The sequence below is a fragment of the uncultured Streptomyces sp. genome (genome assembly GCF_947488945.1).
Taxonomy (GTDB): domain Bacteria; phylum Actinomycetota; class Actinomycetes; order Streptomycetales; family Streptomycetaceae; genus Streptomyces.
This window is the reverse complement of the sequence record NZ_CANLBS010000003.1, coordinates 401,156-428,005: the sequence shown is the minus strand read 5'-3', so window position 1 is coordinate 428,005 and position 26,850 is coordinate 401,156. Positions and strand designations below refer to the sequence as shown.

25 protein-coding genes are annotated in these 26,850 nt (G+C 72.7%); 10 read left to right on the top strand and 15 right to left on the bottom strand.

The features are described from left to right. The first annotated feature begins 86 nt into the window (after window positions 1-86). Window positions 87-674, top strand: a complete 588-nt coding sequence (locus tag Q0994_RS06325; protein ID WP_299530081.1) for a GNAT family N-acetyltransferase — start codon at window positions 87-89, stop codon at window positions 672-674. A 45-nt stretch (window positions 675-719) separates the two neighbouring features. On the opposite strand, the gene Q0994_RS06320 is transcribed toward Q0994_RS06325, so the two are convergent. The 3 genes from Q0994_RS06320 to Q0994_RS06310 form a co-directional block, all read right to left on the bottom strand. After that, window positions 720-1,370, bottom strand: coding sequence for a hypothetical protein (locus tag Q0994_RS06320; protein WP_299530327.1), 651 nt, complete (start codon window positions 1,368-1,370; stop codon window positions 720-722). Window positions 1,371-1,556: 186 nt separating this feature from the next. After that, a complete protein-coding gene (locus Q0994_RS06315) occupies window positions 1,557-2,378 on the bottom strand; it encodes a GntR family transcriptional regulator (protein WP_299530079.1) in 822 nt (273 codons plus the stop codon). A gap of 130 nt (window positions 2,379-2,508) precedes the next feature. After that, window positions 2,509-3,891: an aspartate aminotransferase family protein gene (locus Q0994_RS06310; protein WP_299530076.1), complete on the bottom strand. Its 1,383-nt coding sequence runs from the start codon at window positions 3,889-3,891 to the stop codon at window positions 2,509-2,511. Between the two features lie 350 nt (window positions 3,892-4,241). On the opposite strand from Q0994_RS06310, the gene Q0994_RS06305 reads away from it, so the two are divergent. After that, on the top strand, window positions 4,242-4,610 hold the full coding sequence (locus Q0994_RS06305) for a hypothetical protein (protein ID WP_299530074.1): 369 nt from the start codon (window positions 4,242-4,244) through the stop codon (window positions 4,608-4,610). A 248-nt stretch (window positions 4,611-4,858) separates the two neighbouring features. Here the strand turns inward: Q0994_RS06305 and Q0994_RS06300 are convergent, their stop codons facing one another. From Q0994_RS06300 to Q0994_RS06290, 3 genes are all read right to left on the bottom strand, one after another. Then, window positions 4,859-5,293 (bottom strand): HEAT repeat domain-containing protein, encoded by a 435-nt coding sequence (locus tag Q0994_RS06300; RefSeq protein ID WP_299530072.1) that lies wholly within the window; start codon window positions 5,291-5,293, stop codon window positions 4,859-4,861. A 103-nt stretch (window positions 5,294-5,396) separates the two neighbouring features. Continuing rightward, on the bottom strand, window positions 5,397-6,491 hold the full coding sequence (locus tag Q0994_RS06295) for an ALF repeat-containing protein (RefSeq protein ID WP_299530070.1): 1,095 nt from the start codon (window positions 6,489-6,491) through the stop codon (window positions 5,397-5,399). Between the two features lie 140 nt (window positions 6,492-6,631). Continuing rightward, window positions 6,632-7,900, bottom strand: a complete 1,269-nt coding sequence (locus tag Q0994_RS06290) for an MFS transporter (protein WP_299530326.1) — start codon at window positions 7,898-7,900, stop codon at window positions 6,632-6,634. A gap of 429 nt (window positions 7,901-8,329) precedes the next feature. Between Q0994_RS06290 and Q0994_RS06285 the strand changes: the two genes are divergently transcribed. Both Q0994_RS06285 and Q0994_RS06280 read left to right on the top strand, forming a co-directional pair. After that, complete coding sequence (locus tag Q0994_RS06285) at window positions 8,330-8,971, top strand: MFS transporter (protein ID WP_299530067.1); 642 nt, start codon at window positions 8,330-8,332, stop codon at window positions 8,969-8,971. A 181-nt stretch (window positions 8,972-9,152) separates the two neighbouring features. Next, a complete protein-coding gene (locus Q0994_RS06280) occupies window positions 9,153-9,716 on the top strand; it encodes a TetR/AcrR family transcriptional regulator (RefSeq protein ID WP_299530065.1) in 564 nt (187 codons plus the stop codon). Between the two features lie 125 nt (window positions 9,717-9,841). On the opposite strand, the gene Q0994_RS06275 is transcribed toward Q0994_RS06280, so the two are convergent. Further along, complete coding sequence (locus Q0994_RS06275) at window positions 9,842-10,276, bottom strand: hypothetical protein (protein ID WP_299530063.1); 435 nt, start codon at window positions 10,274-10,276, stop codon at window positions 9,842-9,844. Between the two features lie 154 nt (window positions 10,277-10,430). On the opposite strand from Q0994_RS06275, the gene Q0994_RS06270 reads away from it, so the two are divergent. Together Q0994_RS06270 and Q0994_RS06265 are read left to right on the top strand one after the other, a co-directional pair. Further along, window positions 10,431-11,264 (top strand): helix-turn-helix transcriptional regulator, encoded by an 834-nt coding sequence (locus Q0994_RS06270; RefSeq protein WP_299530061.1) that lies wholly within the window; start codon window positions 10,431-10,433, stop codon window positions 11,262-11,264. Further along, window positions 11,261-11,497, top strand: coding sequence for a DUF397 domain-containing protein (locus tag Q0994_RS06265; protein WP_299530060.1), 237 nt, complete (start codon window positions 11,261-11,263; stop codon window positions 11,495-11,497). Before Q0994_RS06270 ends, Q0994_RS06265 begins: the two co-directional genes overlap by 4 nt. Before the next feature lie 10 nt (window positions 11,498-11,507). On the opposite strand, the gene Q0994_RS06260 is transcribed toward Q0994_RS06265, so the two are convergent. Together Q0994_RS06260 and Q0994_RS06255 are read right to left on the bottom strand one after the other, a co-directional pair. Then, complete coding sequence (locus tag Q0994_RS06260) at window positions 11,508-13,019, bottom strand: helix-turn-helix domain-containing protein (RefSeq protein ID WP_299530324.1); 1,512 nt, start codon at window positions 13,017-13,019, stop codon at window positions 11,508-11,510. Between the two features lie 461 nt (window positions 13,020-13,480). Beyond that, a complete protein-coding gene (locus Q0994_RS06255; RefSeq protein ID WP_299530058.1) occupies window positions 13,481-14,371 on the bottom strand; it encodes a glycoside hydrolase family 19 protein in 891 nt (296 codons plus the stop codon). 330 nt (window positions 14,372-14,701) lie between these two features. Between Q0994_RS06255 and Q0994_RS06250 the strand changes: the two genes are divergently transcribed. Then, entirely contained in the window at window positions 14,702-16,228 is a 1,527-nt protein-coding gene (locus Q0994_RS06250; RefSeq protein ID WP_299530056.1) for a PstS family phosphate ABC transporter substrate-binding protein, read from the top strand. Window positions 16,229-16,396: 168 nt separating this feature from the next. Here Q0994_RS06250 and Q0994_RS06245 read toward each other — a convergent pair whose 3' ends face one another. Beyond that, entirely contained in the window at window positions 16,397-17,680 is a 1,284-nt protein-coding gene (locus Q0994_RS06245; protein ID WP_299530054.1) for an adenylosuccinate synthase, read from the bottom strand. Window positions 17,681-17,866: 186 nt separating this feature from the next. On the opposite strand from Q0994_RS06245, the gene Q0994_RS06240 reads away from it, so the two are divergent. Next, on the top strand, window positions 17,867-18,742 hold the full coding sequence (locus Q0994_RS06240) for a diacylglycerol kinase (protein WP_299530052.1): 876 nt from the start codon (window positions 17,867-17,869) through the stop codon (window positions 18,740-18,742). A gap of 145 nt (window positions 18,743-18,887) precedes the next feature. Here Q0994_RS06240 and Q0994_RS06235 read toward each other — a convergent pair whose 3' ends face one another. Genes Q0994_RS06235 through Q0994_RS06225 form a run of 3 tightly spaced genes read right to left on the bottom strand, consistent with a single transcriptional unit; the run spans window position 18,888 to window position 22,846 of the window. After that, on the bottom strand, window positions 18,888-20,954 hold the full coding sequence (locus Q0994_RS06235; protein WP_299530050.1) for an iron ABC transporter permease: 2,067 nt from the start codon (window positions 20,952-20,954) through the stop codon (window positions 18,888-18,890). Window positions 20,955-20,960: 6 nt separating this feature from the next. Continuing rightward, complete coding sequence (locus Q0994_RS06230; protein WP_299530048.1) at window positions 20,961-21,950, bottom strand: iron-siderophore ABC transporter substrate-binding protein; 990 nt, start codon at window positions 21,948-21,950, stop codon at window positions 20,961-20,963. Then, window positions 21,947-22,846, bottom strand: coding sequence for an ABC transporter ATP-binding protein (locus Q0994_RS06225; RefSeq protein WP_299530046.1), 900 nt, complete (start codon window positions 22,844-22,846; stop codon window positions 21,947-21,949). Before Q0994_RS06225 ends, Q0994_RS06230 begins: the two co-directional genes overlap by 4 nt. A gap of 170 nt (window positions 22,847-23,016) precedes the next feature. On the opposite strand from Q0994_RS06225, the gene Q0994_RS06220 reads away from it, so the two are divergent. Further along, window positions 23,017-23,346, top strand: coding sequence for a hypothetical protein (locus Q0994_RS06220; protein WP_299530044.1), 330 nt, complete (start codon window positions 23,017-23,019; stop codon window positions 23,344-23,346). Window positions 23,347-23,526: 180 nt separating this feature from the next. On the opposite strand, the gene Q0994_RS06215 is transcribed toward Q0994_RS06220, so the two are convergent. After that, window positions 23,527-24,159 (bottom strand): TetR/AcrR family transcriptional regulator, encoded by a 633-nt coding sequence (locus Q0994_RS06215; RefSeq protein ID WP_299530042.1) that lies wholly within the window; start codon window positions 24,157-24,159, stop codon window positions 23,527-23,529. 101 nt (window positions 24,160-24,260) lie between these two features. Between Q0994_RS06215 and Q0994_RS06210 the strand changes: the two genes are divergently transcribed. After that, window positions 24,261-25,193: an NmrA/HSCARG family protein gene (locus Q0994_RS06210; protein WP_299530040.1), complete on the top strand. Its 933-nt coding sequence runs from the start codon at window positions 24,261-24,263 to the stop codon at window positions 25,191-25,193. A 213-nt stretch (window positions 25,194-25,406) separates the two neighbouring features. Here the strand turns inward: Q0994_RS06210 and Q0994_RS06205 are convergent, their stop codons facing one another. Next, window positions 25,407-26,612 carry a cytochrome P450 gene (locus Q0994_RS06205; protein ID WP_299530038.1) on the bottom strand — a complete coding sequence of 402 codons (1,206 nt, stop codon included), beginning with the start codon at window positions 26,610-26,612 and terminating at the stop codon, window positions 25,407-25,409. Between the last annotated feature and the right edge of the window lie 238 nt (window positions 26,613-26,850).

The window sequence follows — 26,850 nt, the reverse complement described above, 5'->3', positions numbered from 1 at the left end:
CGGGACCGGGCCGCCGCCCCCGCGATACCGGGGTGCACCGCCGGGCCACGACGGGGCGTGCGGACGCACCCTCTACGCTGCCGGTCATGACGTCCGGCGGGATCTGCGCGCGTGGTGACGGGGCCGACCGGTCCCCCGTCGTCCTGGGCTCCTGGGAGCTCGCATCCGATCCGGCGCTGCGGGACGGGTTCGCGGAGTGCGCCCACGCCATCCTGGCGGAACTCGTCGCCGGCGGGGCCGCCCTGGGCTGGGTCTCGCCGCCCTCGCGCGACGAGGTGGCCGCCCTGCTGGACCACGTCCTGTCCGCCGCGCGGGCCGGTGACGGGGCGCTGCGCGCCGCGTACCTCGGCCCCCGGCTCGTCGGTCTCGGTTACTGGCTCCGCCACACCCGGCCGACCCACCGCCCCCACGCCGACCTGGAGAAGCTCGCCGTGGCCCTCTCCGCCCACGGCCGCGGCACCGGCCGCGCGCTGACCCTCGCGCTGATCGAGGACGCCCGGACGGCGGGGATCGAGGTCCTCACTCTGGACGCCCGGGGCGACAACGAGGGCGCCCTGCGCCTCTACCGGTCGCTGGGGTTCACCGAGTACGGCCGGCTCCCCGACTACGTGGCCGTCGGCGAGGACCGCTACGACAAGGTGCTCTGCGCGCTGGACCTCCGCCGGCGGGGCTGACCGCCGCCGCGCCTCCCGGACGCGGCGGCGGTCCGCCGGGCGCGCCTAGCTGAAGACGATCATCGATCCCTGGGCCAGGCTCCGGGTGGCCGCCGCGTGGAGGCCGAGCCAGACGTGGCGTTCGCGGGCGAACGGCCCGTCCTCGTACGCGGCCGCTTCCGCGGGCTCCTCCAGCTCGGTCGGCCGGGTGGGCGGGACGGGGGTGGCCGGGGGGTTGGCGGGGTCGATCCCGATCGACGGGGCGACGAACTCCAGCTCGCGCAGCAGCCCGTGCGAGGAGCCCAGCGGGCCGCCGCCCTCCAGCAGGTCGTCGTCGGCGAGGGGCGCCGCGAAGTCGACCGGCACGTAGGCGCCGGCGTGGTCGTAGTGCCAGACCAGGTGCGACTGCTGGGCGCTCGGCTCGAACATCTCCAGGAGCTGCTCGTAGTCGCCGCCCAGTTCCCCCACGGGTGTCACCTCCAGCCCGCTGAGCTGCAGGAGGTAGGCCCGGCGCAGGAAGTGCAGGGCGTCGTAGTCGAACCCGGCGACCGGGGCGACATCCCCGGTGAGGCCGGGCATGTAGGCGTAGACGGGTACGGGCGGCAGCCCCGCCTCGCCCAGCACCTTGTCGTAGAGGGCGATCTCTTCGGCGAACGGGTTGTCGGGGCTGTGGCACAGCACATCGACGAGGGGGACCAGCCACAGGTCACAGGCCACGAAGTCTCGCTCTCCCACGGGTTTGGCGATCGTCGGAACAGCGTAATGCGGCCGCAAGCCCGCGCACAGGGCTTGTCGGACGCCAGTGTGGGACGCCGGACGGACGCCGGTACGGACGCCCGTACGCGAGAGGTGGCCGGGAGCGGTGGTGCGGGGCGCCGGCCGCGACTGCCCGCGGCGGGAGGATCAGCCGGTGGGCGACTCCGGGGCCCCTCCGGACTCGGATGCTCCGCCGGACTCCGGGGCGTCGGCCGCGGACTCCGGAGCCCCGGAGCCGGGGGACGGGGTGCCGGGGAGCTGGGCGCTCGCGGAGGCGGCGCCGGCGCCGGAGGCCGCGGCCTCGGCCGCCTCCAGCGCGTCCGCCCACCTCATCGCGGTCTCGTAGTAGCCCCGCATGATGGTGCGGACCCGCTCCCGGTCCCGGTCGGAGATGGCCTGCGCCAGTTCCTCGTGCCCCAGCCACAGCCAGAGGCCGCGGTCGCTGTCGCCGCGCAGCCGGTGCACGGCGAAGACCCAGGCCTGGACGCGCAGCTTGGTGAGGAAGGCGCTGATGTACGGGTTGAGCACGAACGCGCCCAGCTCCCGCCAGAACCTCAGGTCGTAGCCGATCAGCACGGCCACGTCACCTGCCTGGGCGGCGCGCACCGCCTCGGTCGCGCGCCGGCGGATGGACGCCATCGCGTCGCCCCGGGGTGCGGTGTGCCCGTCCGCGCCCCGGAAGACGCCCTCCACGACGAGGGCGCGGGCCTCCACCATCGACCGGTAGTCGGCCACGCTGAACTCGCGCACCTGGAAGCCGCGGTGCTGGTCGGAGACGAGCAGCCCTTGCGCGGAGAGGTCGAAGAGGGCCTCACGGACGGGAGTCGCGGACACCCCGTACTGCTCCGCGATCTGTTTCACGGTGAACTCGCGCCCGGCGGGCAGCCGTCCGGCCAGCACCTCGTCGCGCAACGCGTCGGCTATCTGCTGGCGCAGCGTATTGCGGGTGACGCCTCCGCCCGGACGCATGCGGCTTCCTCTTCCCTGTCTTCGGCTCCGGTCACCTTAAGCCAGGGACGCCGTGCCCGGATCCGGGCACCGGCACATGCCGGTGGCACGGTGGAGCGGAGCGGCTCCCGCACCACCGTGCCGGGGCCGCTCAGTACATGTAGCCGTCCGCGACCTCCAGGGCGGCGTCCAGCGCGAGCAGTCCTTCGCGGGCCTCGTCCTCGCTGATCGTGCAGGCCGGGACGACGTGGGTGCGGTTCATGTTGATGAACGGCCAGAGCCCGTGCTTCTTCGCCGCCGCGCCGAACGCCGCCATCGCGGCGTTGGAGGAGGGCGAGGCGTTGTACGGGACGAGGGGTTCGCGCGTCTCCGGGTCCTTCACCAGCTCCAGTGCCCAGAAGGCGCCGAGGCCCCGCACCTCCCCGATCGAGGGGTGGCGCTCGGCCAGGTCGCGCAGGCCGGGACCGATGACCGTCTCGCCGATGTGCGCGGCCCGCTCGACGACCTTCTCCTCTTCCATCACCCGGATCGTGGCGACGGCGGCGGCGCAGGCCAGCGGGTGGCCGGAGTAGGTCAGTCCGCCGGGGTAGGGCAGGGTCTCGAAAGTCTCGGCGATCTCGGGGCTGATGGCGACGCCGCCGAGCGGCACGTAGCCGGAGTTGACGCCCTTGGCGAAGGTCAGCAGGTCGGGCACGACGCCGTAGTGGTCGGCGGCGAACCAGGCGCCGGTCCGGCCGAAACCGGCCATCACCTCGTCCAGTACGAAGACGATGCCGTTCCGGTCGCAGATCTCACGGACGCCGGCGAGGTAGCCGGGCGGCGGCGGCATGATGCCGGCGGTGCCCGGGATCGTCTCCAGCACGATCGCGGCGATCGTGCGCGGGCCCTCGAAGGCGATGGTGTCCTCCAAGTGCCGGAGTGCGCGGGCGCACTCCTCCTCCTCGCTCCGGGAGTAGAACGGCGAGCGGTAGAGGAAGGGGGCCCAGAAGTGCACGACACCGGCCGAACCGTTGTCGGAGGCCCAACGGCGCGGGTCGCCGGTGAGGTTGATCGCGGTGCTGGTGCCGCCGTGGTACGAGCGGTAGGCGGAGAGCACCTTGTGCCGCCCGGTGTGCACCCGGGCCATCCGCACGGCGTTCTCGACGGCCTCGGCGCCGCCGTTGGTGAAGAAGATCTTGTCCAGATCGCCCGGCGTGTGCGCGGCGATCAGCCGGGCCGCCTCGGAGCGCGGCTCGACGGCGAACGCGGGCGCGAACGTGGCGAGTCTGCCCGCCTGTTCCTGGATCGCGGCCACCACCACGGGGTGCTGGTAGCCGATGTTGGTGAAGACGAGGCCGCTGGTGAAGTCGAGGTAGCGGTTGCCCTCGTAGTCCCAGAAGTACGAGCCTTCCGCACCGGCCACGGCGAGCGGGTCGAGCATGCCCTGCGCGGCCCACGAGTGGAAGACGTGTCTGCGGTCCGCCGCCTTGACGGCCCGGCCTGCCGCGGGATCGATGAACGGGACGTGGGGGCCACGAAGGGCTTCAGCGGTCATGCCCGCGAGCGTAGGCGCTACGGGGCACCCCGCTCCATGACCACGTTGTACGCACAGCGGTGCGCGGGTCGGCACTGTGTCGAGCTCCGGCGCACATCAGGGGGCGCCCACGCCGGGGTGCGGAAAATGACGTGCGCGGGGTGCCGGCGGCGGAGCCGGTGGGGGTGCGGCCGGTGGCGTGCGCGGGCGCGGACGGCGGACCGGGCGGGGCAAAGCCGTGCGCGGGGTGCGGGCCGGGCACGGATAGGACCCGACCGCCGGTGGTCGTGCCCGGCCGACCACTCGGTCCGGCCGCCTGAGTACGCGTACGGGTGGCGGCACGCACCCGCGGCACGGCAGGCTCTCCCCCCATGACGGACTCACCGCAGGACACCACTCGGCAGGCCCGGCGCACGCTCATCACCCTGCTCGTGGTGACCGCCGTGCTGCTCGTCCCGCTGTTCCTCGGATTCTGGCACTCCGCCGAGGAGGCCGTCCGGAACAAGAGCGACACCGACTGGCGGGGCAACCACGAGACGAAGCTCGCGTTCCAGCGGGCCGCCCTGGTGATCTTCGGCCTGCCGTCCGCCGGAGCGGCCTGCGGCTTCGTCGTCGCCTCGCTCCGGGACCGCCCCGCAGCGCTCCCCGTCGTGCGCGGCCTGCTGGTGAGCACGGTCCTGGCGTGGTTCGTCCTCGCCGGATCGGTCTTCGCGGCTTTCATGCGGTCACCGCTCTTGTGACCGCCGCCGATCCGGGCGCCCGGCGGCCAGGTTCGTTCCCCTGAACTCCACGCGCGTCTGAACTCCACGCGCGTCTCCCGGCGGATGAGCGCCTCACGCCGGGCGGTGTACCGGGCGCCGGTGGACGCCGATGCGGTCGTCCGATGGAGAGTTCCTGCGGGCACGAGCAGCCGGTTTCGACGAGGTTGACGACACGTCAGGGACGCCGGGCCCCGTGATGCACCGCGCCCGGCGTCCGGCCGGAGGGCTCAGGGCGGATCGAGCTCGGACAGGATGTCAAGGAGTTGCCGCGCCCCCATCACCACGCACTCGTCCGTTTCCGCGGCGACCGCCCGCGCCAGGGCCGTGCTAGCCCGCCGGTGGGTGAGAGAGCCGGGAGCGCCCAGAACGTCGTGGACAGCGGCAGCGATCCAGTCGGTATGCCCCGGATCCGCTCCCGTCAGTGCGGACGCGACGATCGTCACAGCCTCCGCGTCCCTCCGCCGTAGCAAGGCTCCCGCCGTCACCCGGATGACGTGGGTGTCGCACGGGTCGCGTACGAGTTCCCTCAAGGTCGCCACCGCTTCGGGCACCCCGGCGAGGTCCGCCAGACCGCGCCCCGCTGCGGCTCGGTCCCGGTAGTCGTTGCTCCGGCTTTGTTCGATCAGTGCCGCAAGCGACGCACGCGACGGCTCACTCGCCATCCGCCGACCGCCTTTCCGTCCTTCCCGGACGTCCCCTGCCCCTCAGCCACACGCACGACGGCCCGCCCCGGCCATCTGTCCGGGGCGGGCCGCCGTGGTGGTGTCAGGCCCGCCCGTACGTGCTGCGGCGACGGACGGCGTACAGCACGCCCGCGCCGGCGGCGAGTGCCAGGGCCGAGCCGCCGAGGGCGAAGCCGAGGCCGCCGCTCGTACCGGTCGAGGCCAGGGAGCCGCTGCCGTCGGCGGTCACGTCGTTGCCGCCGGTGCCGGTCGTGCCCGTGGACCCGGTGTTTCCGGTCGACGCGGGCCGCTCGTCGGCGGACACCTGGTCGCCGTCGGTGCCGGTGCCGGTGTGACCGTCGTCCGAACCTCCTGTGCCACTGCCGCCCGTGGCGGTGTCGCCGGAGCCCGCGCCGGAGTCGCCGCCCGTGGTCCCGCCGTCGCCGCCGCCGTTTCCGGCCGCCTCCTCGGCGTCCTTCTCGTCCTGCGCGCGGGCGGCGTGCTGGCCCGTCTCCAGGAACGAGGTCCGGTCCTCCGGCGTACCGTTCAGCGCCGCCCGGCCGGCCGCCACGACGTGCGGGCCGCCCTTGTCGATGATCTGGGCGATGAGCACGCGGTTGTCCTGGTCGCGGGCCACGAACTGGCCGCGTTCCAGGTACTCGACGCGGTCCTCCGGGGTGCCGTCCAGCGCGGCCGACGCCGCCGCCGTGACCTCGGGGCCGGCGCCGTTGAGGGTACGGGCCACGAGCACCCTGTTGTCCTCGTCGCGTGCCACGTACTGGCCGGTCTCCAGGAACGCGACCCGGTCCTCCGGCGTGCCCTTGAGAGCCGCCTTGCCGTCCCTCTTCACGCCGGGGCCGCCGACGTTGATGAGGCGCGAGATCTTGATCTTGTTGTCGGTGTCGCGCGCCTCGTACTGGCCCTGCTCCAGGAACTCCCGCATGGCGGACGGGCCTTCCTCGATGGCCTCGGCGCCCTCCTCCGCCACCACGGAGCCCGGCTCCGCCGCGGCCACGAGGGCGAGGATCGCGAGGCGATCCTTCTCGGCCTGGTCCTCCTCCGCCGAGGACGGGCCGGCGGCGGCCACGGACGCGTCGGCGGGGGCCGCCGCGTCGGCCGCGTGGGCGGGCGAGGCGAGCAGGACGGCCGGGGCGATGACCGTGGCGACCACCAACGCGCTGATTCTGGACAGCTTCAAGAAGAACCTCGCTACTTCACATGATCTTTTCAGGGCTACCAAAGTGTAGTGACCATGTTCACGGAATCATGAACTGCCCCGGCCTACGGGCGAGATGACGGTCGACCCCTCGCCCACCGGCCGGCTCTCCCCCGCGAGGCTCATCCCTCTCCGCGCACCGCCTTCGCGCGCCCTTCGGGCTCGACGGCAGGGTCCGGGGTCCGGTCGCCGGCCGACGCCACCGTGCGCTTCGGCGCTTCGAGCGCGCGCGTGAGCAGCGAGGCGACCAGCACGAACACGAGGACGACGATCATCGCCCCGCGCAGCCCCACGTGGTCGCCGAGGAAGCCCAGCAGCGGCGGTCCGACGAGGAAGGCGACGTAGCCCGCGGTGGCCACCGCGCTGACCCGCGCCGCCGCGTCCGGGGCGGCGGGCGCCGGCTCCCCCGCCGCGGCGGTGCCGTCGACGTCCGCCGGCCGCGCGCCCTCACCGGCGGCCGAGATGGTGACCGGGAATCCCAGGGACGCGCCGAGGCCCCACAGCACCACGGCCGCTCCCGCGACGACCGCGCTGGAGGAGAAGACCACCAGCGCCACACCGGCCGCGGCGACCAGGGCGCTGGCCCGCACCACGACGGCCCGGCCGAATCGTTCCAGCAGCGGGCTGCCGGTGAACCGTCCCACCGTCATGGCGATCGCGAACAGCAGGAAGGTCAGCGAGCCCTCGGTGGCGGTGGTGCCGTGCCCGTCGACCATCAGCAGGGGCAGCCAGTCACCCGCGGAGCCCTCCGCGAACGCCATGGCCAGCACGATCGCGCCGATCAGCACCAGCCGTCCGTCGCGCCAGACCCGCACTTGGGCCCGCCAGCCCTCGCCCCCGGCCGCCTCGTCCCCCGGCTGCGCCTTTCCGGTGCCGGGAAGAGTCGCCCGTACCGACCAGGTCGCCGCCGCCGCCGTGCACGCGGCGGCGCCCGCCAGGTGCCAGCCGACCGGGAAGTCGACCGCCGTCAGCGCCATGCCGAGCAGCGCCCCCACCACCGTGCCGAGGCTGTAGCAGCCGTGCAGGACGGGCAGCACCGGACGTCCGAGGGCCCGTTCGACCGCCGCGCCCTCGATGTTGAAGGCGACCTCGGCCAGCCCCATGCCGACCCCGAACAGGGCGAGTCCGCCGAAGACCCCGGCGGTCAGCCCGCCGGCGGCGGAGGCGGCGACCGCGCCGAGCCCCACGACGAGCAGGGCCGCCCCCACCGCGATCACCGGCCGGGCTCCGTGGCGGCGCACCAGAGCCCCGGAGACCAGCACCCCCGCCATCGAGCCGATGGAGAGCCCGAAGAGCACGAGCCCCATGGCTCCGGTGGTCACGTCCAGCGCGTCCCGGACGGCCGGGGTCCGCGCGACCCACGAGGAGAGGCTGACGCCCGTGGCCACCATGAAGAGGAAGAGAGCCGCCCGCCTGCGCCGGAGTCCCGGATCCACAGGGCGACGGGACGATCCCGGATCCAGCGGGGGACGGGACGAAGGGCCGGGCGTGACGGCAGGTTCCATGACAGCGGTGCCTCAACAGCGGGAGCGGACGGTCGGACGGGACGTGCGTGGCCGGGCGGGCGCGCACCCCCGTGCCTCGCACCCCCCGGAATGTACGATCGTACCTTCGCGGCCCCCGCGCGTACATGGCCGGAGGCGACCGAGGGGCCGGCGCCTCGCTCGGGACGCACCGCATGTCTCCGCCGCCGGAACCGCACCCCGCGCACCGGCGTCCCCTCCCCTGCGGCCGTGGCCGGACCACCGGCACCGCCACCACCACCGCGCCCGCCGGGCATACCGAGCGGGCCGGGGTCTGCCGGGAGAGGGGCCGGCGGTATGCAGACCGTCCTGTGGACGCTGGTCGGCGTGGCCTACGCGGCCGTGCCGCCGATCGCCTGGTGGAAGCTGACCCGCGTACGGGGCACCGGGATCGCGGTGGCCGTGCCGTTGGTCGCCGGGGCCCTGCTGCTGGTGGCGGTCCAGCACGGCTGGGTGGTCACCCACCGGGCGGACGCACACCTTGTCCACGCCGTCCTCGCGCCGCTCGTCGTCGCCGGGGGCGCGCTGCTGGAACGCGCGCGGGTGGGCCCCTTCCCCGAGGAATGGGCGCCGCGCGTCAACGGCGCGATCGGCGTCCTGGGCATGCAGTTCGCCCTGACCGCCGTGCTGTGCCTGCTGTACGTGGTCATGGGGTCGGGGGCCTCCGTCCCGCCCTCTTCGGCGGTCCCCGCACTGCCGGCCGGCCTGACGGTGGTCCGGGAGGGCGAAAGCTGCGGCTCGTCAATCTGCTCCCGCGTGGTCGTCGTCGGCAGCACCGAGGGCCTGAGCCGCAGCGAAATCCTCCGCCGCCTCGACCGCCCGCACGAGACCTGCCGACCCAACGGACGACTGCTGGACCGGCGCCCGCTGTGCGTCGGAGTGCGGAACGACGGTGAGGACGTCGTCATGTACGTGTCCCTGAGTGACCTCGTCGACTGACGCGCGCCGCCGTGCCGGGGCCTGCGGGCACGGGGGCGGCCCGAACGCGCCCGCCGCCCGCCGCCCGCCGCCCGCCGCTCCCCGCGCCCCCGTCCCGCGCCGCCCGTATGATCCGACGGGCCCCGGTCGAACGCCGGCCGGGCCGAGAAGGAGCCGGCCGGGCCGGGGAGGAGTACGTCACGTGGCGACCGGACACACCGACCCCGACCGCCGGGACCGCATCATCGACGCCGCCCTGGACCTGATCGCCGACCAGGGGGTCGCGGGCATCTCGCACCGCAAGGTGGCCGCGCGCGCGGGTGTCCCGCTGGGCTCGATGACGTACCACTTCGAGAGCATGAACGCCCTGCTGCACGAGGCGTTCACCCGGTTCTCCGACACGATCGTCGCCGTCTTCGAGGAGCGGCTGGGCGCCGCCACCGGCACCGCCGAGGCCCGAGAGGCCGTCGCGGACCTGGTCCACCACCTCTCCAGCGGCAACCAGCGCGAACTGGTCCTCACCCAGGAGCTCTACACCCTCGCCGCCCGCGAGCCCTCCTACCGGACACTCACCCGGACCTGGATGGGCCGCAGCCGCCGCGCCCTGGAGCGGCATTTCGACCCGCGTACCGCCCGCGAGCTGGACGCCCTGATCGAGGGGCTCTCCCTGCACCGCGCGCTCGACACCGACCCCCACGACCGCGCCCTCACCGTCGAGGCCATCACCCGCATCACGGCGGGGAACGTGGCGCCCGGCGAGAGGTAGGTCCCTCCGTCGCCCGGCCGGGCGGATACGGCCGGGAGATCCGCACCGCCGCCATGCCCGCCGCACTGCGCCGGACCGCCGCACGCTCTGCGGCGCGGGCCGGGCGCGGGGTCCGCGGCGGCGGTTCAGAGCTGCGCTCCCACGGTGCCGGTCCCCTCGGTCAGAGTGCGGGCCGCGTTCAGCAGCAGCAGCGGGTGGACGAATCTGTCGGCCCGCGTCGGCGGGTACCGCCAACTGAGCGGCCACGTACGCCCGTACAGCGACGGGACCGGCACGAAGCTCACGCAGCCGGAACCCGAGTTGAACCGGGTCACCCCCGGAGGCCACGCCCGCCCGGCGGTGCTTCCGGCCGGAACCAGGAAGTAGACGCCGCGCCTGCCGTTCGCCTCCTGGACGATCGGCCCCGGTTCGCCCCCGACGAGCGCCGCCATCAGATCGGCCAGCCGCCGCCCCTCGTCACCGTCCATGCGGACGGCGTCGAATTGCACACCCGCTTTGCGGAGTTGAATTCCGGCCAACGGAATCCAGTCAATGCCCAACTCACGATTGAATGCGTTCACGGGACGATTGTGAGGCCCGTCGCCTACCGTTTCCGACAACTGACAGAGGGCGTCGCGCACTGGTTGACCTGCTCGAACCCGCCCGTAGAACAGTTGAATTCGGCACGGTCGAGTAGTGACCGGTTGAGACCGGTTGAGTCGCAAAGGGATCTCCATGGCACGAGCGGAAAACAAGGAAACGGCGAGCCCGATGGCCCGCCTGGTGGCCAAGGTGGCCAAACGGGCGCGCCTGCGGAAAGGGCTCAGTCAGGAACAGCTCGGCAAGGAGATCGGCTCCGCGGCGGCCATCAGCGCCATGGAGACCTGCGCCCAACCCGCCAGCGACGACATGCTGGTGGGGCTCGAACGTGTCCTGGGCGACGAGATGGGGGTGTTCGAGGAGGCAAGGGCCTATATCCGGCTGGAGGCGTATCCCGAGCGGTACAAGGAGTACGCACTTCTGGAGGGCAAGGCCCTGATGCTGCAGTTGTACGTGGCGAAGGTTATCCACGGCTTGTTCCAGACGGAGGCGTACGCGCGAGCCCTGATGAGCGGCGCCTTCCCTCCCGCCTCCGCGCAAAGGGTGGAAGAGCTGGTCCAGGCCCGCATGGCGCGTAAGGCGTTGTTCAACCGGGAGCCCACGCCCCTCGTGGACGTCATTCTGGACGAAGCGACACTTAGACGCGTGGTCGGCTCCGAGGCGATCATGGCGGAACAACTTCGTCACCTGGCCGAGTGCGGTCGGCGTCGCAACATCACCGTCCAAGTCCTGCCTCTTCAGGCTGGCTTGGACGGCGAGTACCCCGCTACGTACGGAGACATCAGCGTGATGGAGACGCCTGACTTCGAGTACGTGGGCTATATGGAGACACACGACGAGAGCCTGCTGATCAGGGAGCCTGCAAGAGTGAGTACGTACATGCAGCGCTTCTCGAAGATCCGGGCCCAGGCTCTTGGCCCACGTGAATCGCTCGACTTCATCGCGCAGTTGGTAGGAGCATCAGAATGAGCAAGGCCCTGCAACGGTTCAGGTCAACCTATAGCGGACCCGAAGGTGACGACTGCGTCGAAGTCGCTCTGGACTGGCACAAGTCCACCTACAGCAGTCCGGGTGGCGACGACTGCGTCGAGGTCGCGGCCTGCCCCCACTCCGTCCATGTCCGCGACTCCAAGGACGCCGCGGGCCCCACGTTCCAGGTCGGGCCGGACGCCTGGGGCGCGTTCGTCGGCTGGGCCGGGTAGGACGGCGTCCTCAGCCGCCCACCGGCACCCCCGCAGCCACGCCCGCGCCCAGATCGGCGGCGCGGAAGGCCAGCCACAGGTCGTAGCGGGCGCTGGGCGTCTGGAGCAGTGAGCGCTGGAGGTGACTCTCCAGGCGGGTCAGGCGCTTGCGGGCCCCCGGCACGGAGATGCCCAGTGCCTCTGCGGTCGGGCCGAGTTGGGCCTCGCAGCGGATCCAGGTACGCAAGGTGGCCTCGGCGACGCCGCTGGTGGTGAGGGCGGCCAGGGCGGCGAGTTGCTGGGCGGCCCACTCCTGGACGGCGGGGCGCCGCAGGATCGCGTCGAGGCCGGCCGCGCCCTCGGCGGTGGCGGTCGCGGACGGGGCGGTCGCCCCGGCGGCCGGGCGCGGCAGGGCCGGGGTGGCCCGGATGGCGAGGGCCAGGTCGAGCGCGGCCTGGTCTGCGAGGCTGTGGAGGTCCAGGCCGAGCAGTTCGCCGATGAGTTTGAGGCGGGCGGCGAGGGTGTTGCGGTGGATCTTCAGGTGCTGGGTGGCCAGCGAGGAGAAGGCGAGCCACGAGCCGAGGGTGGCGGCCAGTTCCTGGCTGCCGGGGTCCTGGGAGCGGCGCGGGAGGTAGGTCAGGAGCGGGGCGAGCAGGGTGTCGGCCCACCGGGCACCCGCGCTGCCGACGACGAGGGCGGGCTCGGGCGAGGAGCCGAACCGGGCGTGCCGCACCGGGAGTCCGCGTGCGACGGCCAGTGCGTGGAAGGCCTGGCGGTAGCCGGTCGCGGTGTCGGAGAGCGGGACCTCCTCGCTGACGCCGACGACGCAGTCGTCCACCAGCCCGGCTATCGCCCGGTCCAGCGGGCCGCGTCCCTCCTCCGGGTCGGCGGGCATGATCAGGATGAGGTGGCGGGCGTAGACGGGGCAGCGCACGATCCACGTACGGTCGCCGGCGTGCTCGCCGCAGACCTGTTCCACGGCCTCGCGCCGGCCGCCGGAGCACTCGACCACGCATACCCGGACCGGTTCCGGGAGGCGGGGGCGCAGGGCGCCAGCCACCTGGTGGGCGATGGAGAGCTGTCCCGTCATGAGGAGGTGCAGCACCGCCTCCCGGCTCCGGGACTCGGCCAGGTCGATGCGGCGGCGCTTGCGTTCGAGGGTCTCCGCCTCGAAGCACAGGGTCAACGGCGTCGTCGCGTCCGCGAGAAGCGCGGCCAGGCCGGGCCGGGCGGTGCTCGCCGCGACCACGGCGAGGACGGGTGGGTGCGGGGAGCGGGAGGCGCTCGGCATCTCCAGCGGGAGGACGAAGGCGGTGCGGTCGTCCGCGTCCAGGCAGTAGGAGTCGGCGCCGCGTGCGGTCAACTCCCGTGCGCCGGTGGCCGCCAGCTCGGCGGCGGGGGTCACGCCGTCCGCGTCGGGTGTGCGCGCACAGGCGTGCAGTACGGTGCCGTCGGCCTCCAGCACCCCGGCCCAGCCGTCCGCCCGTCCGGCCAGCCAGTGCAGCAGGTCGAAGGTGCCTCCGCTGCGCGCGAGGCGGCACATCCGGAGCACGTCGTCGGCCCGTTCCCGCGTGTGCACCCGACCCCCAGCGGCTCGCCGTGTAACCGGACGGCAGCGTACCGGTTCGACTGTGCGGGTTGATACCCCCGGAGCGCGGACGCTGTGCGGATTGAATCTCCCGGTGCGCCGTGCCACCCGCCTAGAGTCCCTTACGTGCTCTCGGCCCGGTGACACGTTCGGGGGAGCGGCGGGACGCGTCGGACGCCGGCGGGCGTGGCATCGCGTCCCGGACCACGGCACAGCGGCCCGGAGGCATCAGGAAGGCCCGGCGACATCGGCCCACGGGGGTGGCCGCTGCCGCCGGGCCTGTGCCGTCTCCGGAGCCGCCCGGGCACCGCGATCCCCGCTGTCCGGGCCGCTTCGGCGGGGCCCTCAGGACGCCGACGGGGGCGCGCACCGGCCGGAGCCGGGCGCACCCCCTGGCGGAGCGGTGCCGTGCGGGGTCAGCAGCTCAGGTTCGATCCCGGAGTGGTGCCGAGGATCGAGGTGAACGCCTGGTACTTGGAGATGCGGCTCTGGACCTGCGCCGGGTTGCCGCCGTTGCACTCCAGCGAGCCGTTGATCGACCGGATCGTCTCACCGAATCCGGCGCCGTTGACGATGGCGTTGTGCGGGGTCATGGTGCCCGGTCCGCTCTGGGTGTTCCAGTACCAGAGGGCGGTCTTCCAGGCGACGGCGGCGTTCGTCTGGACCAGGTTGGGGTTGCCGAGCAGGTCGATGCCGAGGGCGTCGCCGGCCGCCTTGTAGTTGAAGTTCCAGCTCAGCTGGATCGGACCGCGTCCGTAGTAGGCGGCCTGGCCGGCCGGGCAGCCGTAGGGCTGGCTGGTGTCGCAGTAGTGCGGGTAGTTGGCGGTGTTCTGCTCGACCACGTGCACCAGTCCGCCGGTCTCGTGGCTGACGTTGGCGAGGAAGGCCGCGGCCTCCTGGCGCTTGACGGTGTCGCTGCCGGTGGTGGTGAACGCCGGGTAGGCGGAGAGGGCGGCGGTCAGGCCGGAGTACGTGTAGAAGGAGTTCCGGCTAGGGAACATCTGGTTGAACTGCGCCTCGCTGACGACGAAGCCGCCCGGTACGGGCGTGCCGGGGTCCGTACCGCCGCCGGTACAGCTCCCGGCGTCGGCCCAGACCTCGGCGGTGCCCGGCTTTTCGTTCTGGGTCCACCACTTGGCGGTCCAGTTGTGCCCGGCGTAGGAGGCGGAGCCACCGTTGGTGTAGACCGCCGAGGAGCTCCAGGCCGCGGCGCAGCCTGCGGCCGAGGCGGTGGTGGCGGGGAGGAAGAGGATCGTGGCGAGCACCGCGGCCAGCGCGGCCAGCAGACTCGTGAGGCGTCGGATCACGTGATCACTCCTTCTGCGGGCGCACACGTTCCCGGAGGACGGGCGGACGCGGCACCCCGTGGGGGGAACTCCACTCAACCGAGAATGGTCTGGACCTGTCAAGGTCTGGACCAATAAACGGAGTTGGAGATTTCGGCGAACGAGGGCGCGCCCGGCGCCCTTCAGGACGGTCCCGCCCGCTGAACGGCCGGCGAACACTGTCCGACAACTCCCCCCGCCCCCCTTCCGCGCGTCCCGCCCGCCCTTACCGTGGCGGACAGCAGGCCGCACCGGCACGCGACGGGCCGGGGCGTGCGGGGGCGCGTACGCACGGGGGGGTGCGAAGCAGCCGTGGAATGGTTCACCGCGGAGAACGTGATCGCGGTCTTCACCGCGGGGGTCGGGGTCGCCGTCTCGATCGGCGTCCTCCGCTACGAGCGCCGGGTGCCGCGCCGGACCCGGATCGGCTACCGCGTCCAGATGGACACCCCCATCGGCAGCGACGTGAGCCAGGGCCGCGCCAACGTGCGGCTCGGCCTCTTCGACGAGACCCCGGACATGTCCGACGCCACCCTCGTCCTGCTGCGGATCGAGAACGACGGCTCGCAGTCGATCGCGGGGGACGACTACACCGGGCGCGAACTCCACGGGCTGACGGTGGAGTTCACCGACCGCATGGTGCGCGGGATAGCCGTGACGCAGCCGGTGGGCGCAGAGCACCTGATGGAGCACTTCACCCCGGCCGCCGGCATGCGGCACGGCGGGCAGCTCATCAGGCTGCCGCGCGTACCGCTCAACCGGAACGAGCACTTCAAGCTGCTGGTGCTGCTCACCGGCGGCCCGGTCGGCAGCCCGATCCGGGTGGTCGGCGGCATCCGGGACGGCGAGATCAGGCCCAACACCGCCGCCCGGCCCGACGACAAGCCTCCTCTGTTCAGCCGGGCCGCCCGCTTCATCACGGTGGCGCTGACGGCGGGCATGGTCACCCTCGCCACGATGATCCTGGTGGTGGACCGCACCCCGCCGCCGGTGGAGTGCGCCCGCGGGAAGTTGACCGTGGTGGGTTCCACCGCCTTCGAACCGGCGGTGTCCGACCTGGCGAAGCTCTACATGGAGCAGTGCGAGGGCGCCACCGTCGCCGTGGACATGCACGGCAGCGACGCGGGGGTCCGGCTGCTCGGCGACGCCACGGCCTCGACGCCGGGTCCGGTGGTGGCGTTCTCCGACGGCCCCAGGCCGAACGGCTATCCCCGGCTCCGTGAGAACGGCCAGATCGCCCTGGTCCTCTTCTCGCTCGTCGTCAACGACGGCGTACCGGTGCGGAATCTGTCGCTGGAGAACATCCGGAAGATCTACCGGGGCGAGATCCGCGACTGGAAGGACCTGGGCAGCCCGACGAGCATCCCGATCCGGCTGGTCAGCCGCGACGCCGACTCCGGCACCCGGACGGCCCTGCAGAGCCGGGTGCTGGGCGGCAACGAGCCCATCCCGACCTCCTCGCGCGACTGCGAGACCAACGACGATCCGGCCGTTCCGGTGGTCCGCTGCGAACTCGGCTCCACCGAGGAGGTGCTGCGCAAGGTCGCCCGGGTGGACGGCGCGATCGGCTACAGCGAACTGCGCGACGGCCGCACCCCGGCCGGCCTGGCGCGGCTCTCCATCGACGGCGTCACCCCGTCCCCCGACACCATCACCGGGACCGGCTACCCCTACTGGGTCACCGAACACGCCTACACCTACGACGCCCCGCCCGCCGGATCACTCGCCGCCCGCTTCATCGCCTACGTGACCTCCCACGACCAGCAGGCCCTGCGCGCCCACGGCCATGTGCCCTGCTCGGAGGCGCGGGCGGCCGCGATGTGCGCCTCGGGGGCGTGACCGGAGCGCCCCCGGACGCGCCCCCGACCCGCGAATCAGATCCCCGGACGGGGAGGCCGGGACGCGGCGGAGGCCGGGACGCGGGTGTGCGTCCCGGCCTCCGGCCGTCGTCCGGCGCCCTCGTGCGGCGCCGTCCCGCGGGCCCGCCCCGGGCCCGTCGCGTACCCCTTACAGGAAGGAGTTGATCTCGATGGTCTCGGTGCGGCCGGGGCCGACGCCGATCGCGGAGATCGGTGCGCCCGACATCTCCTCCAGCGCCTTCACGTACGCCTGCGCGTTCTTCGGCAGGTCGGCGAAGGTCTTGGCCTTGGTGATGTCCTCGGACCAGCCCGGCAGCATCTCGTAGATCGGCTTCGCGTGGTGGAAGTCGGTCTGGCTGTAGGGGAGTTCCTCGACGCGCTTGCCGTCGATCTCGTACGCCACGCACACCGGGATCTGCTCCCAGCCGGTCAGCACGTCCAGCTTGGTGAGGAAGAAGTCGGTGAGGCCGTTGACGCGGGTCGCGTAGCGCGCGATGACCGCGTCGAACCAGCCGCAGCGGCGGTCGCGGCCGGTGGTGACACCGCGCTCGCCGCCGATGCGGCGCAGCGCCTCGCCGTCCTCGTCCAGCAGCTCCGTCGGGAACGGACCGGCGCCGACACGGGTCGTGTAGGCCTTGAGGATGCCGATGACCCGGCTGATCTTCGTCGGACCCACGCCGGAACCGGTGCAGGCGCCGCCCGCGGTCGGGTTCGACGAGGTGACGAAGGGGTACGTGCCGTGGTCGACGTCGAGCAGGGTTCCCTGGCCGCCCTCGAAGAGGACGACCTTGCCCGCGTCGATGGCCTGGTTGAGCACCAGCGTGGTGTCGGTGACGTACGGCTTGATCTGCTCCGCGTACTGGAGCATCTCCTCGACGATGCCCTCGACCTCGATCGCCCGCCGGTTGAAGACCTTGGCCAGGAGCTGGTTCTTCTGCTCCAGCGCCGCCTCGACCTTCTGTGTGAGGATCGACTCGTCGTACAGGTCCTGGACCCGGACGCCGACGCGGTTGATCTTGTCCGCGTAGGTCGGGCCGATGCCGCGACCGGTCGTGCCGATCTTCCGCTTCCCGAGGAACCGTTCCGTCACCTTGTCGAGCGTGACGTTGTACGGGGTGATCAAATGAGCGTTGCCGCTGATCAGAAGCTTGGACGTGTCGACGCCTCGCTCGTTCAGTCCGCTCAGCTCGGAGAGCAGTACCGCCGGGTCGACCACGACACCGTTACCGATGACCGGGGTACACCCCGGCGACAGGATTCCGGAGGGGAGGAGATGCAGTGCGTACTTCTGGTCGCCCACGACGACCGTGTGGCCGGCGTTGTTGCCGCCCTGGTAACGCACGACATAGTCCACGGATCCACCGAGGAGATCGGTGGCCTTCCCCTTGCCCTCGTCACCCCACTGAGCACCGAGCAGCACAAGTGCGGGCACAGGCGTACACCCCTTCCGGGCGGGGCATGTCCAAGGTCAGGGGGCGTACGTAAAGGTCGTACCTGCCGCACGACGATGTACGGCAGAGCCTGAGCCGTCGAACCGGGTGCCCCGGTATAGACGAAGCCCCTGGCGCAATAGCGCAAGGGGCTCTTGCACCAAGATGCTACCCGAGGAAGGACCGAGGTGTCGGCTGCAGAGCCCCCCGGCGACGGCGACGACCAGCTGCTGGTGGTCATCGACCCCCTTGCCCGACGGACCGACGGTGAGTCCGTCCGTATCGCCAGGGACGTGCTGAACGCCGGCGCGCACGCCAAGATCTGCGTCCCGGACACTCCGGAGGAGTTCGCCCGCGCCCTCTCCCGGCGCGGGAACCGCCGCCCGGTCGTCATCGGCGACGACCACGCGCTGCTGCGCGCGGTGGCCCAGCTGCACCGCGAACGGGAGCTCGCGGAGGGCGCGCTCTCCCTGATCCCGGTGGGCGCCGCCCACGCCCTGCGGCTCGCCCACGCCCTCGGCGTGCCCGCGGGGGCCGTCGCCGCCGCGCGTACGGCGCTCGACGGAACCGTGCGCCGCCTCGACCTCCTGGTCGACGACAGCGACGGCGTGGTGCTGGGCGATCTGGAGGTTCCGGTTCCACCGTCCGGCGGCGGTCCGTCCGTGGAACCGCAGCCGCCCGGCGTGTCGGCGGTCTGGGACGTCTGCCGCTCCCTGGTCCGCTCCCTGGTACGCCCCGCGGGGGGAGGCGGACCGTCCGGTGCGCCCGTCCTGCACCGGCTGCGGGTGGAGGCCGACGGGGTGCTGCTCAACGACCTCGACCATCCGGTGGCCGGGGTCTCCATGACCTCGCACAGCGGCGGCGGACTCGCCGACGTGGTGGTGCGCGGGCCATCCGGCGAGACATTGACGGCCGAGGCAAAGGCGGTCACGGTCTCCGGACCCGACTTCCGCTACCGCGCGGACATACAGGTCGGCGGCCCGGTGCGGACCCGGACCTGGACGGTCTGGCCGGGCGCCTGGGGCCTGGTGCTGCCGGTGACCGCCGTGGACGCGGCGGCCTGAGACCCGCCCCCGTACGTCGTCAGGCGGTACGGGCGCGGCGCGCCGGTACAGGGCCGCGAGCGGCGCGCGGTGGCCCGTGAACGCCGGTGGGCGGGCCCCAGGGCCGGTGATCCGGCCGGGAACCCGCCCCCGGGGGCCGGGCGGCTCAGCGGCGGGTACGGACCAGCAGGTACAGGAAGTACGGCGCGCCGATGACGGCCGTCATCAGGCCGGCGCCGAGCTGCGCCGGGGCGATCACCGTGCGGCCGGCCGTGTCCGCCAGGCAGACCAGCACCGCCCCCAGCAGCAGCGCCACCGGGACCACCCGCACGTGCCTGCGGCCCACGAGCGCGCGGGCCGCGTGCGGGGCGACCAGGCCGACGAAGCCGATGGTGCCGGCCGCCGCGACGGCCGTGGCGGCGAGCAGGATGCCCACCGTCAGGAAGCCGAGCCGGGCCCGCGAGAGGCCGAGGCCGAGCAGCCTCGGGGTGTCCTCGTCCAGCGCGACGAGATCCAGCTCCCGACGGCGCACCACCGCCACCACGATCCCGATGACGAGCACCACGCCGACCGGCACCACGTCGGGCAGGTTGCGCCCGTAGGTCGAGCCGGAGAGCCAGGTGAGGGCCTTGGTGGTGTCGAACGGGTCGCTGAGCACGATGACCAGGCTGATCAGCGCGGCCGACGCGGCGGAGACGCCGACACCCAGCAGCACCAGACGGTTCTGCTGGAAGCCGCCCCGGGCCGCCAGCCCGAAGACGATCCCGGCGGCGATCGAGGCACCGGCGAACGCGGCGCCCGCGATCGCCCAGGAACCGGCGCCCGTCGTGGTCGTGACGAGCAGCACCGCGCCGAGGCCGGCGCCGCCGGAGACGCCGAGGATGCCGGGCTCGGCCAGCGGATTGCGGCTCACCGCCTGCACCATCGTGCCGGACAGGGCCAGCGCCGCACCCGCGAGGAGCGCGGCCGCCACCCGGGGGACGCGGGTGTCCAGGACGAAGGAGACGACCTGTCCGGACCGGCCCTGCACCCAGTTGAAGACGTCGCCCAGCAGCAGCTTGGCGTCGCCCAGCAGCACCGCCGCGATCATCGTGGCGACCAGCGCCACCACCAGGACGGCCAGCGTGACGACGAACGCCGGGCGCCCGGGGATGCGCAGCCGGTCCGGTGCCTCCGCACCGCCGGTGTCCCGCGTGCGGAGCGCCATGACGACGAGGAAGACGCCGCCGACCACACTCGTGACGATGCCGGTCGGCACCTCCACGGCGACGTCGGCGGGCACCACCACGCGCAGCAGCACGTCGGAGCCGAGTACGAGCGCGGCGCCCGCGAGGGCCACCACGGGCAGGCTCGCCCGGGACCTGACGAGGCCGCGGACCCGGCGGATCAGCGGGCGCACCAGGGCCGGGGCGCACAGGCCGACGAAGCCGATCGGGCCGGCCAGCGTGACGGACGCGGCGGCCAGCAGCGTCGCCAGCACGACGGTGACCACACGGGTGGAGCGCACCGGCACGCCGAGACCGCGGGCCGCGTCGTCGCCGAGGGCCAGCGCGTCGATGCGGCGGCCGACCAGCAGCAGCCCGGCGATTCCCACGGCGACGACCGGGAGCATCTGCCGCACCCCGTCGAACCCGTTCTGGCTGACACCGCCCTGGGCCCACGCGTAGAGGCCCTCGGTCTCCTGCGGGAAGAGCAGAAGCAGCGCCTCGGTCACCGCGTTCAGACCGAGCATGAGCGCGCTGCCCGCCAGCACCAGCCGGACGGTGCCCCGGCCGAGCCCCGACAGACCGAGCACGACGGCGGCCGCCGCGAGACCGCCGACGAACGCGGCGCCCGAGGAGGCGAGCAGGGGCAGCGAGACGCCGGTGACGGCCAGCAGGCCGAGCGCCAGGTACGAACCGGCGTTGACGGCCAGGGTGTCGGGCGCCGCCAGCACGTTCCGGCTGATCGTCTGGAGGGCGTGCCCGGACATGCCGAGGCACACCCCGACGAGGATCGCGGCGACCATCCGGGGCAGCCGGGACGCGATGACGACGGAGGCGTCGCTCACGCCGGCGTTGCCGGTGAGCGCGGACCAGACCTCGGACGGACCGACGTCGGCGGTGCCCTGGGTGATGTCGACGGCGGCGAGCACCGCGACCAGCGCGACGAGCGCGGCCGCCACCGCGACCGCGCCCGTCGTGGCCGCGGGGGTGCGGTCACGGGCGACCGCGGTCTTCTCGATGACGGCCATCGCGCGCTACTTCTTCGTCAGGGCGTCGACGAGGGAGTCGACGTACGCCTGCATGGAGAGCGGACCGCCGAACATCCAGACACCGTCGGGCAGCCGGTGGACGTTGCCGTCCTTGACGAACGGCAGCGACTTCCAGACGGCGTTCTTCGACAGGTTGTCGACGAACGGGTCGCCGTCGGCATCGTTGGCGATGTAGGGGAAGTGGACGTCGCCGAGCTTGGTCAGGCCCTCGACGTCGGTGGTGGCGAGGCCGTACGCCTCGTCGCCCTCGATGGTCCAGGCGTTCTTCAGACCGAGCTTCTCGTTGACCGCCCCGAGCAGGGAGGTACCGGTGTAGGCGCGGACGGAGACCTTGTTGGCGTCGACGTACGCGTCGGCGGTGGCTATCTCCGCCCCGGCGAGACCGGCGTCGGCGAGGGCCTTCTTGCCCTCCGCGATGCTCTCGTCGAACGTCTTCTTGACCTCGACGGCCTTGTCCTCGGTGCCGGTCGCCTTCGCGATCAGGTCGAGACCCTCGTTCATCGTGCCGATCTGGTCGGCGCCCGCGGCGGACGTCACGACCATGACGGGCGCGACCTTGCGGAGCTGGTCGATGACCGCGGCCGACAGGTCGCTGGAGGCCACCACGAGGTCCGGCGCCAGCGCGGCGACGGTGTCCATGCTGGGCTCGCCGCGGGTACCGATGTCCTTCGGGCTGCCCTTGAGCGGCGCCGCGGTGTCCCAGGCGTTGTAGCCCTTGATGTCGGAGACGCCGACCGGGTCCACACCGAGGGAGACGAGGTCCTCGACGATGTTCCACTCGGTGGCGATGACCTTGGTGGCCGGGCCGTCGAGGGTCAGCTTCTTGCCGGCGTCGTCGGTGAGGGTGATCTTCTCCGACGTCTTGGCGGAGGCGGAGGCGGAGGCGTCCGAGGTGGACGGCTCCGAGGTGCCGCACGCGGCCAGGGACAGCGCGGCGACGGCGACGGTGGCGGAGGCGAGAAGGTGTCGTCTCATGGCGAAGGGGTGAGCCTTTCGGATCTGGAGTGGTGGCGACCGATGGCGCGGGTGCGCAGCCGGCCTGTCGAGGGATCGGTCCCGACGTCGATGCGGATTCCGTAGACGTCGGACAGGAGCTCCGGGGTGAAGACGTCCTCGGGCACACCGTCGGCGACGATGCGTCCGTCCTGGAGCAGAGCGACACGGTCGGCGACGGCAGCCGCCTGGTCGAGGTCGTGCAGTACGACCCCGACCGCGATCCGGTGGTCGTCGGCGAGATCGCGGATCAGGTCGAGAAGTTCGACCTGGTAGCGGAGGTCGAGATAGGTGGTCGGTTCGTCGAGCAGGAGCACGCCCGTCTCCTGCGCGAGGCAGCTCGCCAGCCAGACGCGCTGCAGCTGACCGCCCGAAAGCTGGTCGACCCCCCGCCCGGCCAGGTCCTCCACGCCGGTGAGGCCGAGCGCCCGGTCCACCGCCGCCGTGCCCTCGGGGTCGGGGCGCCCCCAGCGCCCCCGGTAGGGGTAGCGGCCGAACTCGACCACGTCGCGGACGGTGAGGCCGCCCGGCGTGGAGCGGGACTGCGTCAGCAGTGCGACCCGCTGCGCGAACTCCCGCGCGCCGAGGGCGAACCCGTCCGCCGCGTCATCGGTCCCCGCGTCGACCGTGAGCGAACCGGAACGTGCGTCCTGCAGGCGGGCGAGGGTGCGCAGCAGCGTGGACTTCCCGCTGCCGTTGGGTCCCACGAGGGCGGTGACCTCGGCGGGCCGCAGTTCGAGGGCGCACCCGTGCACGACGTCCACCTTGCCGTACGCGACGGTCACGCCGTCGGCGGACAGCCCGTGGCCGCGCAGGGGCGGAACACCGGCGCTCAACGGCGCACGCGAAGCACCCGAAGTGCTCTCACCAGCTTTCATGGGGATGAGGTTAGCCTCACCTAATACCTGCTGATAAGTCACCCCACGAAATAGGCGCGGCGGCAGGTGGGGGCGGGGGGCCGACCGAGGCGGAGGCGTGGAGGCGGACAGGGGCGTGGCGGCGGACAGGGGGCGGGAACCCTGCGGCCGCGCGCCTCGTCTCCCCGTTCATGGACACACGTCGAGAGGCCGTCACCGGAACGCTCGGTTGCCTGTTCGCGGCCCTGGGGGCGGTGACCGGCCTGTTGTGGTGGTCCCCGTACGGCATACGGGCGCTCGCCGGCAGCTTCGAGGACACCCGTGAGTGGAAGGTGCTGCTGCTCGGGCTCCCGGTATCGGTCGTCGCCGGCGTCGCCGCCGCACTCTGCGTCTTCGCCGCCGTACGGGGGCGGTGGCGGCACGCGCTGATCGCCGCGGCGACCCTGGCCGCCGTCACCGCGTGCGGATGGGCCTTCGACGCGTGGGAAGGCGCGCCGCCGGTCTGCGGCCCCGGCTGCTGACCGGCCGTCTCCCGGCGTCCCGCTCGCCGGGTGGGGTGGAGGGCGGCGGAGCGGTGGGAGGCGGGGAGAACCGGGGGACGGTGAGCCGAAGCTCAAGAGTTGTCACGGGCGACGTCGGTCGAACTGGCGGAAAGGACCGGTCTGGGCACGTCGGTCGTCACCGGTCGGGCATCCCACGTGTCACAACAGTTCGTTCGGCAGGCTTTGTGTCACCGGTACCGGAGATCCTGAGTTGCCGGACATCCCAGCACCGCCGTGCTCAGGGCTGAGTCCTTCCACAGCAAGGCGGAAGAGGCGGTCGGCCTGGGTCTCGGGGTCCTTGTGGTGCTCGGTGGCCAGGGCGATGCCGACAGCGAGGGTCAGCAGGTCGTGAAAAGTGACGTGCGGTGCCACCGCCTTGTCGTGAATGGCCCGCTGGAGCAGGGGAGTTCCGGCTGTTGCGATGCGGTTGCCACAGGAGTGCGGTGAGGGTTCCTCGGCGGGTGGCTCGTAGCTGAGGGTGTCGGCGAATCCGCGGGCTGAGACGGCGTAGAGGACGAGGGCGTGGAGCCACTCCAGGAGGGCGGTGCGGCCGTCCTCGGTCGCACTCAGCCGGTGGGCGCGCTCGCACAGGCCCTCGATGCGCTCCTGGAAGACGGCTTCGAGCAGGGCACGGCGGGTGGGAAAGTGACGGCGCACGGTCGCCGAACCGACGCCTGCGGTGCGGGCGATCTGCTCCAGGGATGCCTCGGCACCGTGCGCGGCGACCTCGGCTTCGGCGACGGCGAGGATGCGCCGGTAGTTGCGACGGGCGTCCGAGCGCTGACCGGTCATGATCTCCTCATTGCTAAACGGCGGGCCCCGCCATATCTTAGCCGCAGGCGAAACGGCGGGCCCCGCCGTTTTCATTTTCCACTCCGCGGGGAGCAGCAACCATGCCCACCAGCAGCGATACCGTCCTGGTCACCGGAGCCACCGGCCAGCAAGGCGGGGCCACGGCCCGCGCACTCCTGGCCGCCGAGGTGCCCGTACGCGCACTCGTACGCGATCCGCGCGCGGAGTCCGCCCGAGCGATCGAGGCGCTGGGCGCCGAGCTGGTGCGGGCGGATCTCTCCGACCGGGACTCCCTCGGCCCGGCGGTCGCGGGAGTCCGCGCGGTGTTCTCGGTGCAGGTGCCGCCCATGACGGACACCAGCGTGGACTTCGCGGGCGAGCTCGCCCAAGCCACCAACCTGGTGGACGCGGCGAAGGCTGAGGGAGTACGGCAGTTCGTGCAGTCCTCGACCAGTGGGGTCGGTGAGCACACCCGGGTCGCCGGCTGGGCCGAGGGCCGCTGGGCCGCGATGGCGGACTACTTTCACACCAAGCAGGCGATCATGGAGGCGGTGCGGGGTGCGGGCTTTGCCCGCTGGACGGTGATCAAGCCCGCCTTCTTCATGGAGAACCTGCCCCTGCTGGCACCCAAGGGGCCGCGCGGCGGACTGCTGACGGTGCTGAAGCCGGAGACCGAACTGGCCCTGGTTGCCGTGCGGGACATCGGCATGGCCGCGGCGCACGCTCTTCGAGACCCTGACCGGTTCCACCAGGTGGAACTGGAACTGGCCGGTGAGCTGCGCACGATGGAGCAGATCGCGCAGACCTTGGCCGCCGCCTGGGGCGTGCCCGTGACCGCGCCCTCCCTGAGCCTGGAAGAGGCACTCGCCGCGGGCATGCCGACGTGGGGAGCCGGACACGACTGGAACAACGCCGTCCTTCAGCCCGCTCGGCCCACGTTTGCCCGGGAGTTGGGCATACCGGTCACCACCTTCGCCGAGTGGGCGGATGAGCAGCTCACATCCGTGTCCGGCAGGGCGTATCCGGCGCTGTGACGCTCGGCAGCGCCCGCCGGGACGGACTGGGGCGAAAAATTGGAGCGCCCCCTGCCCCGGCATCCCCGCTGCGGTGGTTGCCCGACAACGCCGGGCATCCGTTGGCCGGCCTGCCGTTCTTCACTCCGGAGACGGTGACGACCGACCGCCGATGCGTCTCCCACTACCTGGTCGAAACCCGCGGTGACTCGTGCGGCGTCACATCTCCCGGTGTCACACCTCCACGTGCAGCTCCCGGAGCCCTCGGATCACGTAACCGGGGTGCCACTCCGGCTCCGCGAGGAGCCGCATCTCCGGTGCCTTGCGCAGCAGTTCGCCGAAGGACGCCTGCAGTTCGATCCGGGCCAGCGGCGCTCCCAGGCAGTAGTGGATACCCGCGCCGAAGGTGACGTGCGGGTTGTCCCGGCGGCCGAGGTCCAGGACGTCGGGGTCCGCGAACCGCTCCGGGTCGCGGTTGGCGGAACCGAAGAGCAGCGCCACCTCCGAACCGCGCGGGATCAGCGTGCCGGCGATCTCGATGTCGTCCAGCACCCACCGCTCGAACATCTGCAAGGGGGTGTCGTGGCGCAGCAGTTCCTCCACGGCGGTCGGCAGCAGCTCGTGGTCCGCCCGCAGGGCCGCCAGTCGGTCCGGGTGCCGGAAGAGCGTCCACCAGCCGTTGACCGTGGTGTTGACGGTCGCCTCGTGGCCCGCGTTGAGCAGCAGGACGCAGGTGGAGACCATCTCCTGCTCGGTCAGCCGCTCACCGTCGTCGTGGGCAGCGATCAACGCCGAGATCAGGTCCGTGCCGGGTTCGGCACGGCGGCGGGCGATCAGCTCCCGCAGGTATCCGGAGAACTCCTCGGAGGCCCGTACGGCGGCCTCAGCGGTCTCCTGGGACGGGTTCAGCTCGAACATCCCGCAGATCGCCGCCGACCAGGGCCGCAACGGCCCCCGGTCGGACTCCGGGATGCCCAGCATCTCGGCGATGACCGCCACCGGCAGGGGTTCGGCGACGGCCGCGAGCAGATCGCCGCCGCCCGCCGCCACGAACGAGTCCACCAACTCCGCGGCCAGTCGCCGCACGGTCGGTGCGAGAGACTCGACGGTGCGCGGGGTGAACGCCTTGGAGACCAACCGCCGGATACGCGTGTGGTCCGGCGCCTCCAGATCGAGCAGCCCCTGGCCGTTGAGGGTGGTGAACGGTTCGTGCGCGGCGGACGGTGGGGTGCGACCGAACTCCTCGTGGCTGAAACGGTGGAGGTAGGTACGTCCGAGCCGCCGGTCCCGGAGGAGCGCGGACACGTCGGAGTGGTGCGGGATCAGCCACTGCCCGGTGGGCTCGAACCAGTGCACCCGGCCGGCGGCCCGGAGCGCGGCGTAGGCGGGGTACGGATCGGCGACGAACGCGGGCGACCAGGGGTCGAAGGACACGTGCATGACCCGACGCTACCCGCGTAGCACGCGCCGGGGACGGGCGGGCAGTGCTACGGGTTCGGGCGTGTCCGGAACGGGAGCGCCATGTCCGCATGGATTCGGTCCCAGGCGTCGGTGACCCGACGGCCGGGGCGCGCGGCCAGGTGGTCGGTCGGGGCGCGCGGCGGGCGGTCCCGCCGGGGCGCACGGTAGGTGGTCCCGCCGGGACGCGCGGCGGTTGGTCCGGCCGGGACGCAGGGCG

Coding starts and splice junctions, on each gene's coding strand:
- Q0994_RS06325 (WP_299530081.1), top strand. CDS start 87: ATGACGTCCGGCGGGATCTGCGCGCGTGGTGACGGGGCCGACCGGTCC.
- Q0994_RS06315 (WP_299530079.1), bottom strand. CDS start 2,378: ATGCGTCCGGGCGGAGGCGTCACCCGCAATACGCTGCGCCAGCAGATA.
- Q0994_RS06310 (WP_299530076.1), bottom strand. CDS start 3,891: ATGACCGCTGAAGCCCTTCGTGGCCCCCACGTCCCGTTCATCGATCCC.
- Q0994_RS06305 (WP_299530074.1), top strand. CDS start 4,242: ATGACGGACTCACCGCAGGACACCACTCGGCAGGCCCGGCGCACGCTC.
- Q0994_RS06300 (WP_299530072.1), bottom strand. CDS start 5,293: ATGGCGAGTGAGCCGTCGCGTGCGTCGCTTGCGGCACTGATCGAACAA.
- Q0994_RS06290 (WP_299530326.1), bottom strand. CDS start 7,900: ATGGTGGCCACGGGCGTCAGCCTCTCCTCGTGGGTCGCGCGGACCCCG.
- Q0994_RS06285 (WP_299530067.1), top strand. CDS start 8,330: ATGCAGACCGTCCTGTGGACGCTGGTCGGCGTGGCCTACGCGGCCGTG.
- Q0994_RS06270 (WP_299530061.1), top strand. CDS start 10,431: ATGGCACGAGCGGAAAACAAGGAAACGGCGAGCCCGATGGCCCGCCTG.
- Q0994_RS06265 (WP_299530060.1), top strand. CDS start 11,261: ATGAGCAAGGCCCTGCAACGGTTCAGGTCAACCTATAGCGGACCCGAA.
- Q0994_RS06260 (WP_299530324.1), bottom strand. CDS start 13,019: ATGTGCCGCCTCGCGCGCAGCGGAGGCACCTTCGACCTGCTGCACTGG.
- Q0994_RS06235 (WP_299530050.1), bottom strand. CDS start 20,954: ATGGCCGTCATCGAGAAGACCGCGGTCGCCCGTGACCGCACCCCCGCG.
- Q0994_RS06230 (WP_299530048.1), bottom strand. CDS start 21,950: ATGAGACGACACCTTCTCGCCTCCGCCACCGTCGCCGTCGCCGCGCTG.
- Q0994_RS06225 (WP_299530046.1), bottom strand. CDS start 22,846: ATGAAAGCTGGTGAGAGCACTTCGGGTGCTTCGCGTGCGCCGTTGAGC.
- Q0994_RS06220 (WP_299530044.1), top strand. CDS start 23,017: ATGGACACACGTCGAGAGGCCGTCACCGGAACGCTCGGTTGCCTGTTC.
- Q0994_RS06215 (WP_299530042.1), bottom strand. CDS start 24,159: ATGACCGGTCAGCGCTCGGACGCCCGTCGCAACTACCGGCGCATCCTC.
- Q0994_RS06210 (WP_299530040.1), top strand. CDS start 24,261: ATGCCCACCAGCAGCGATACCGTCCTGGTCACCGGAGCCACCGGCCAG.
- Q0994_RS06205 (WP_299530038.1), bottom strand. CDS start 26,612: ATGCACGTGTCCTTCGACCCCTGGTCGCCCGCGTTCGTCGCCGATCCG.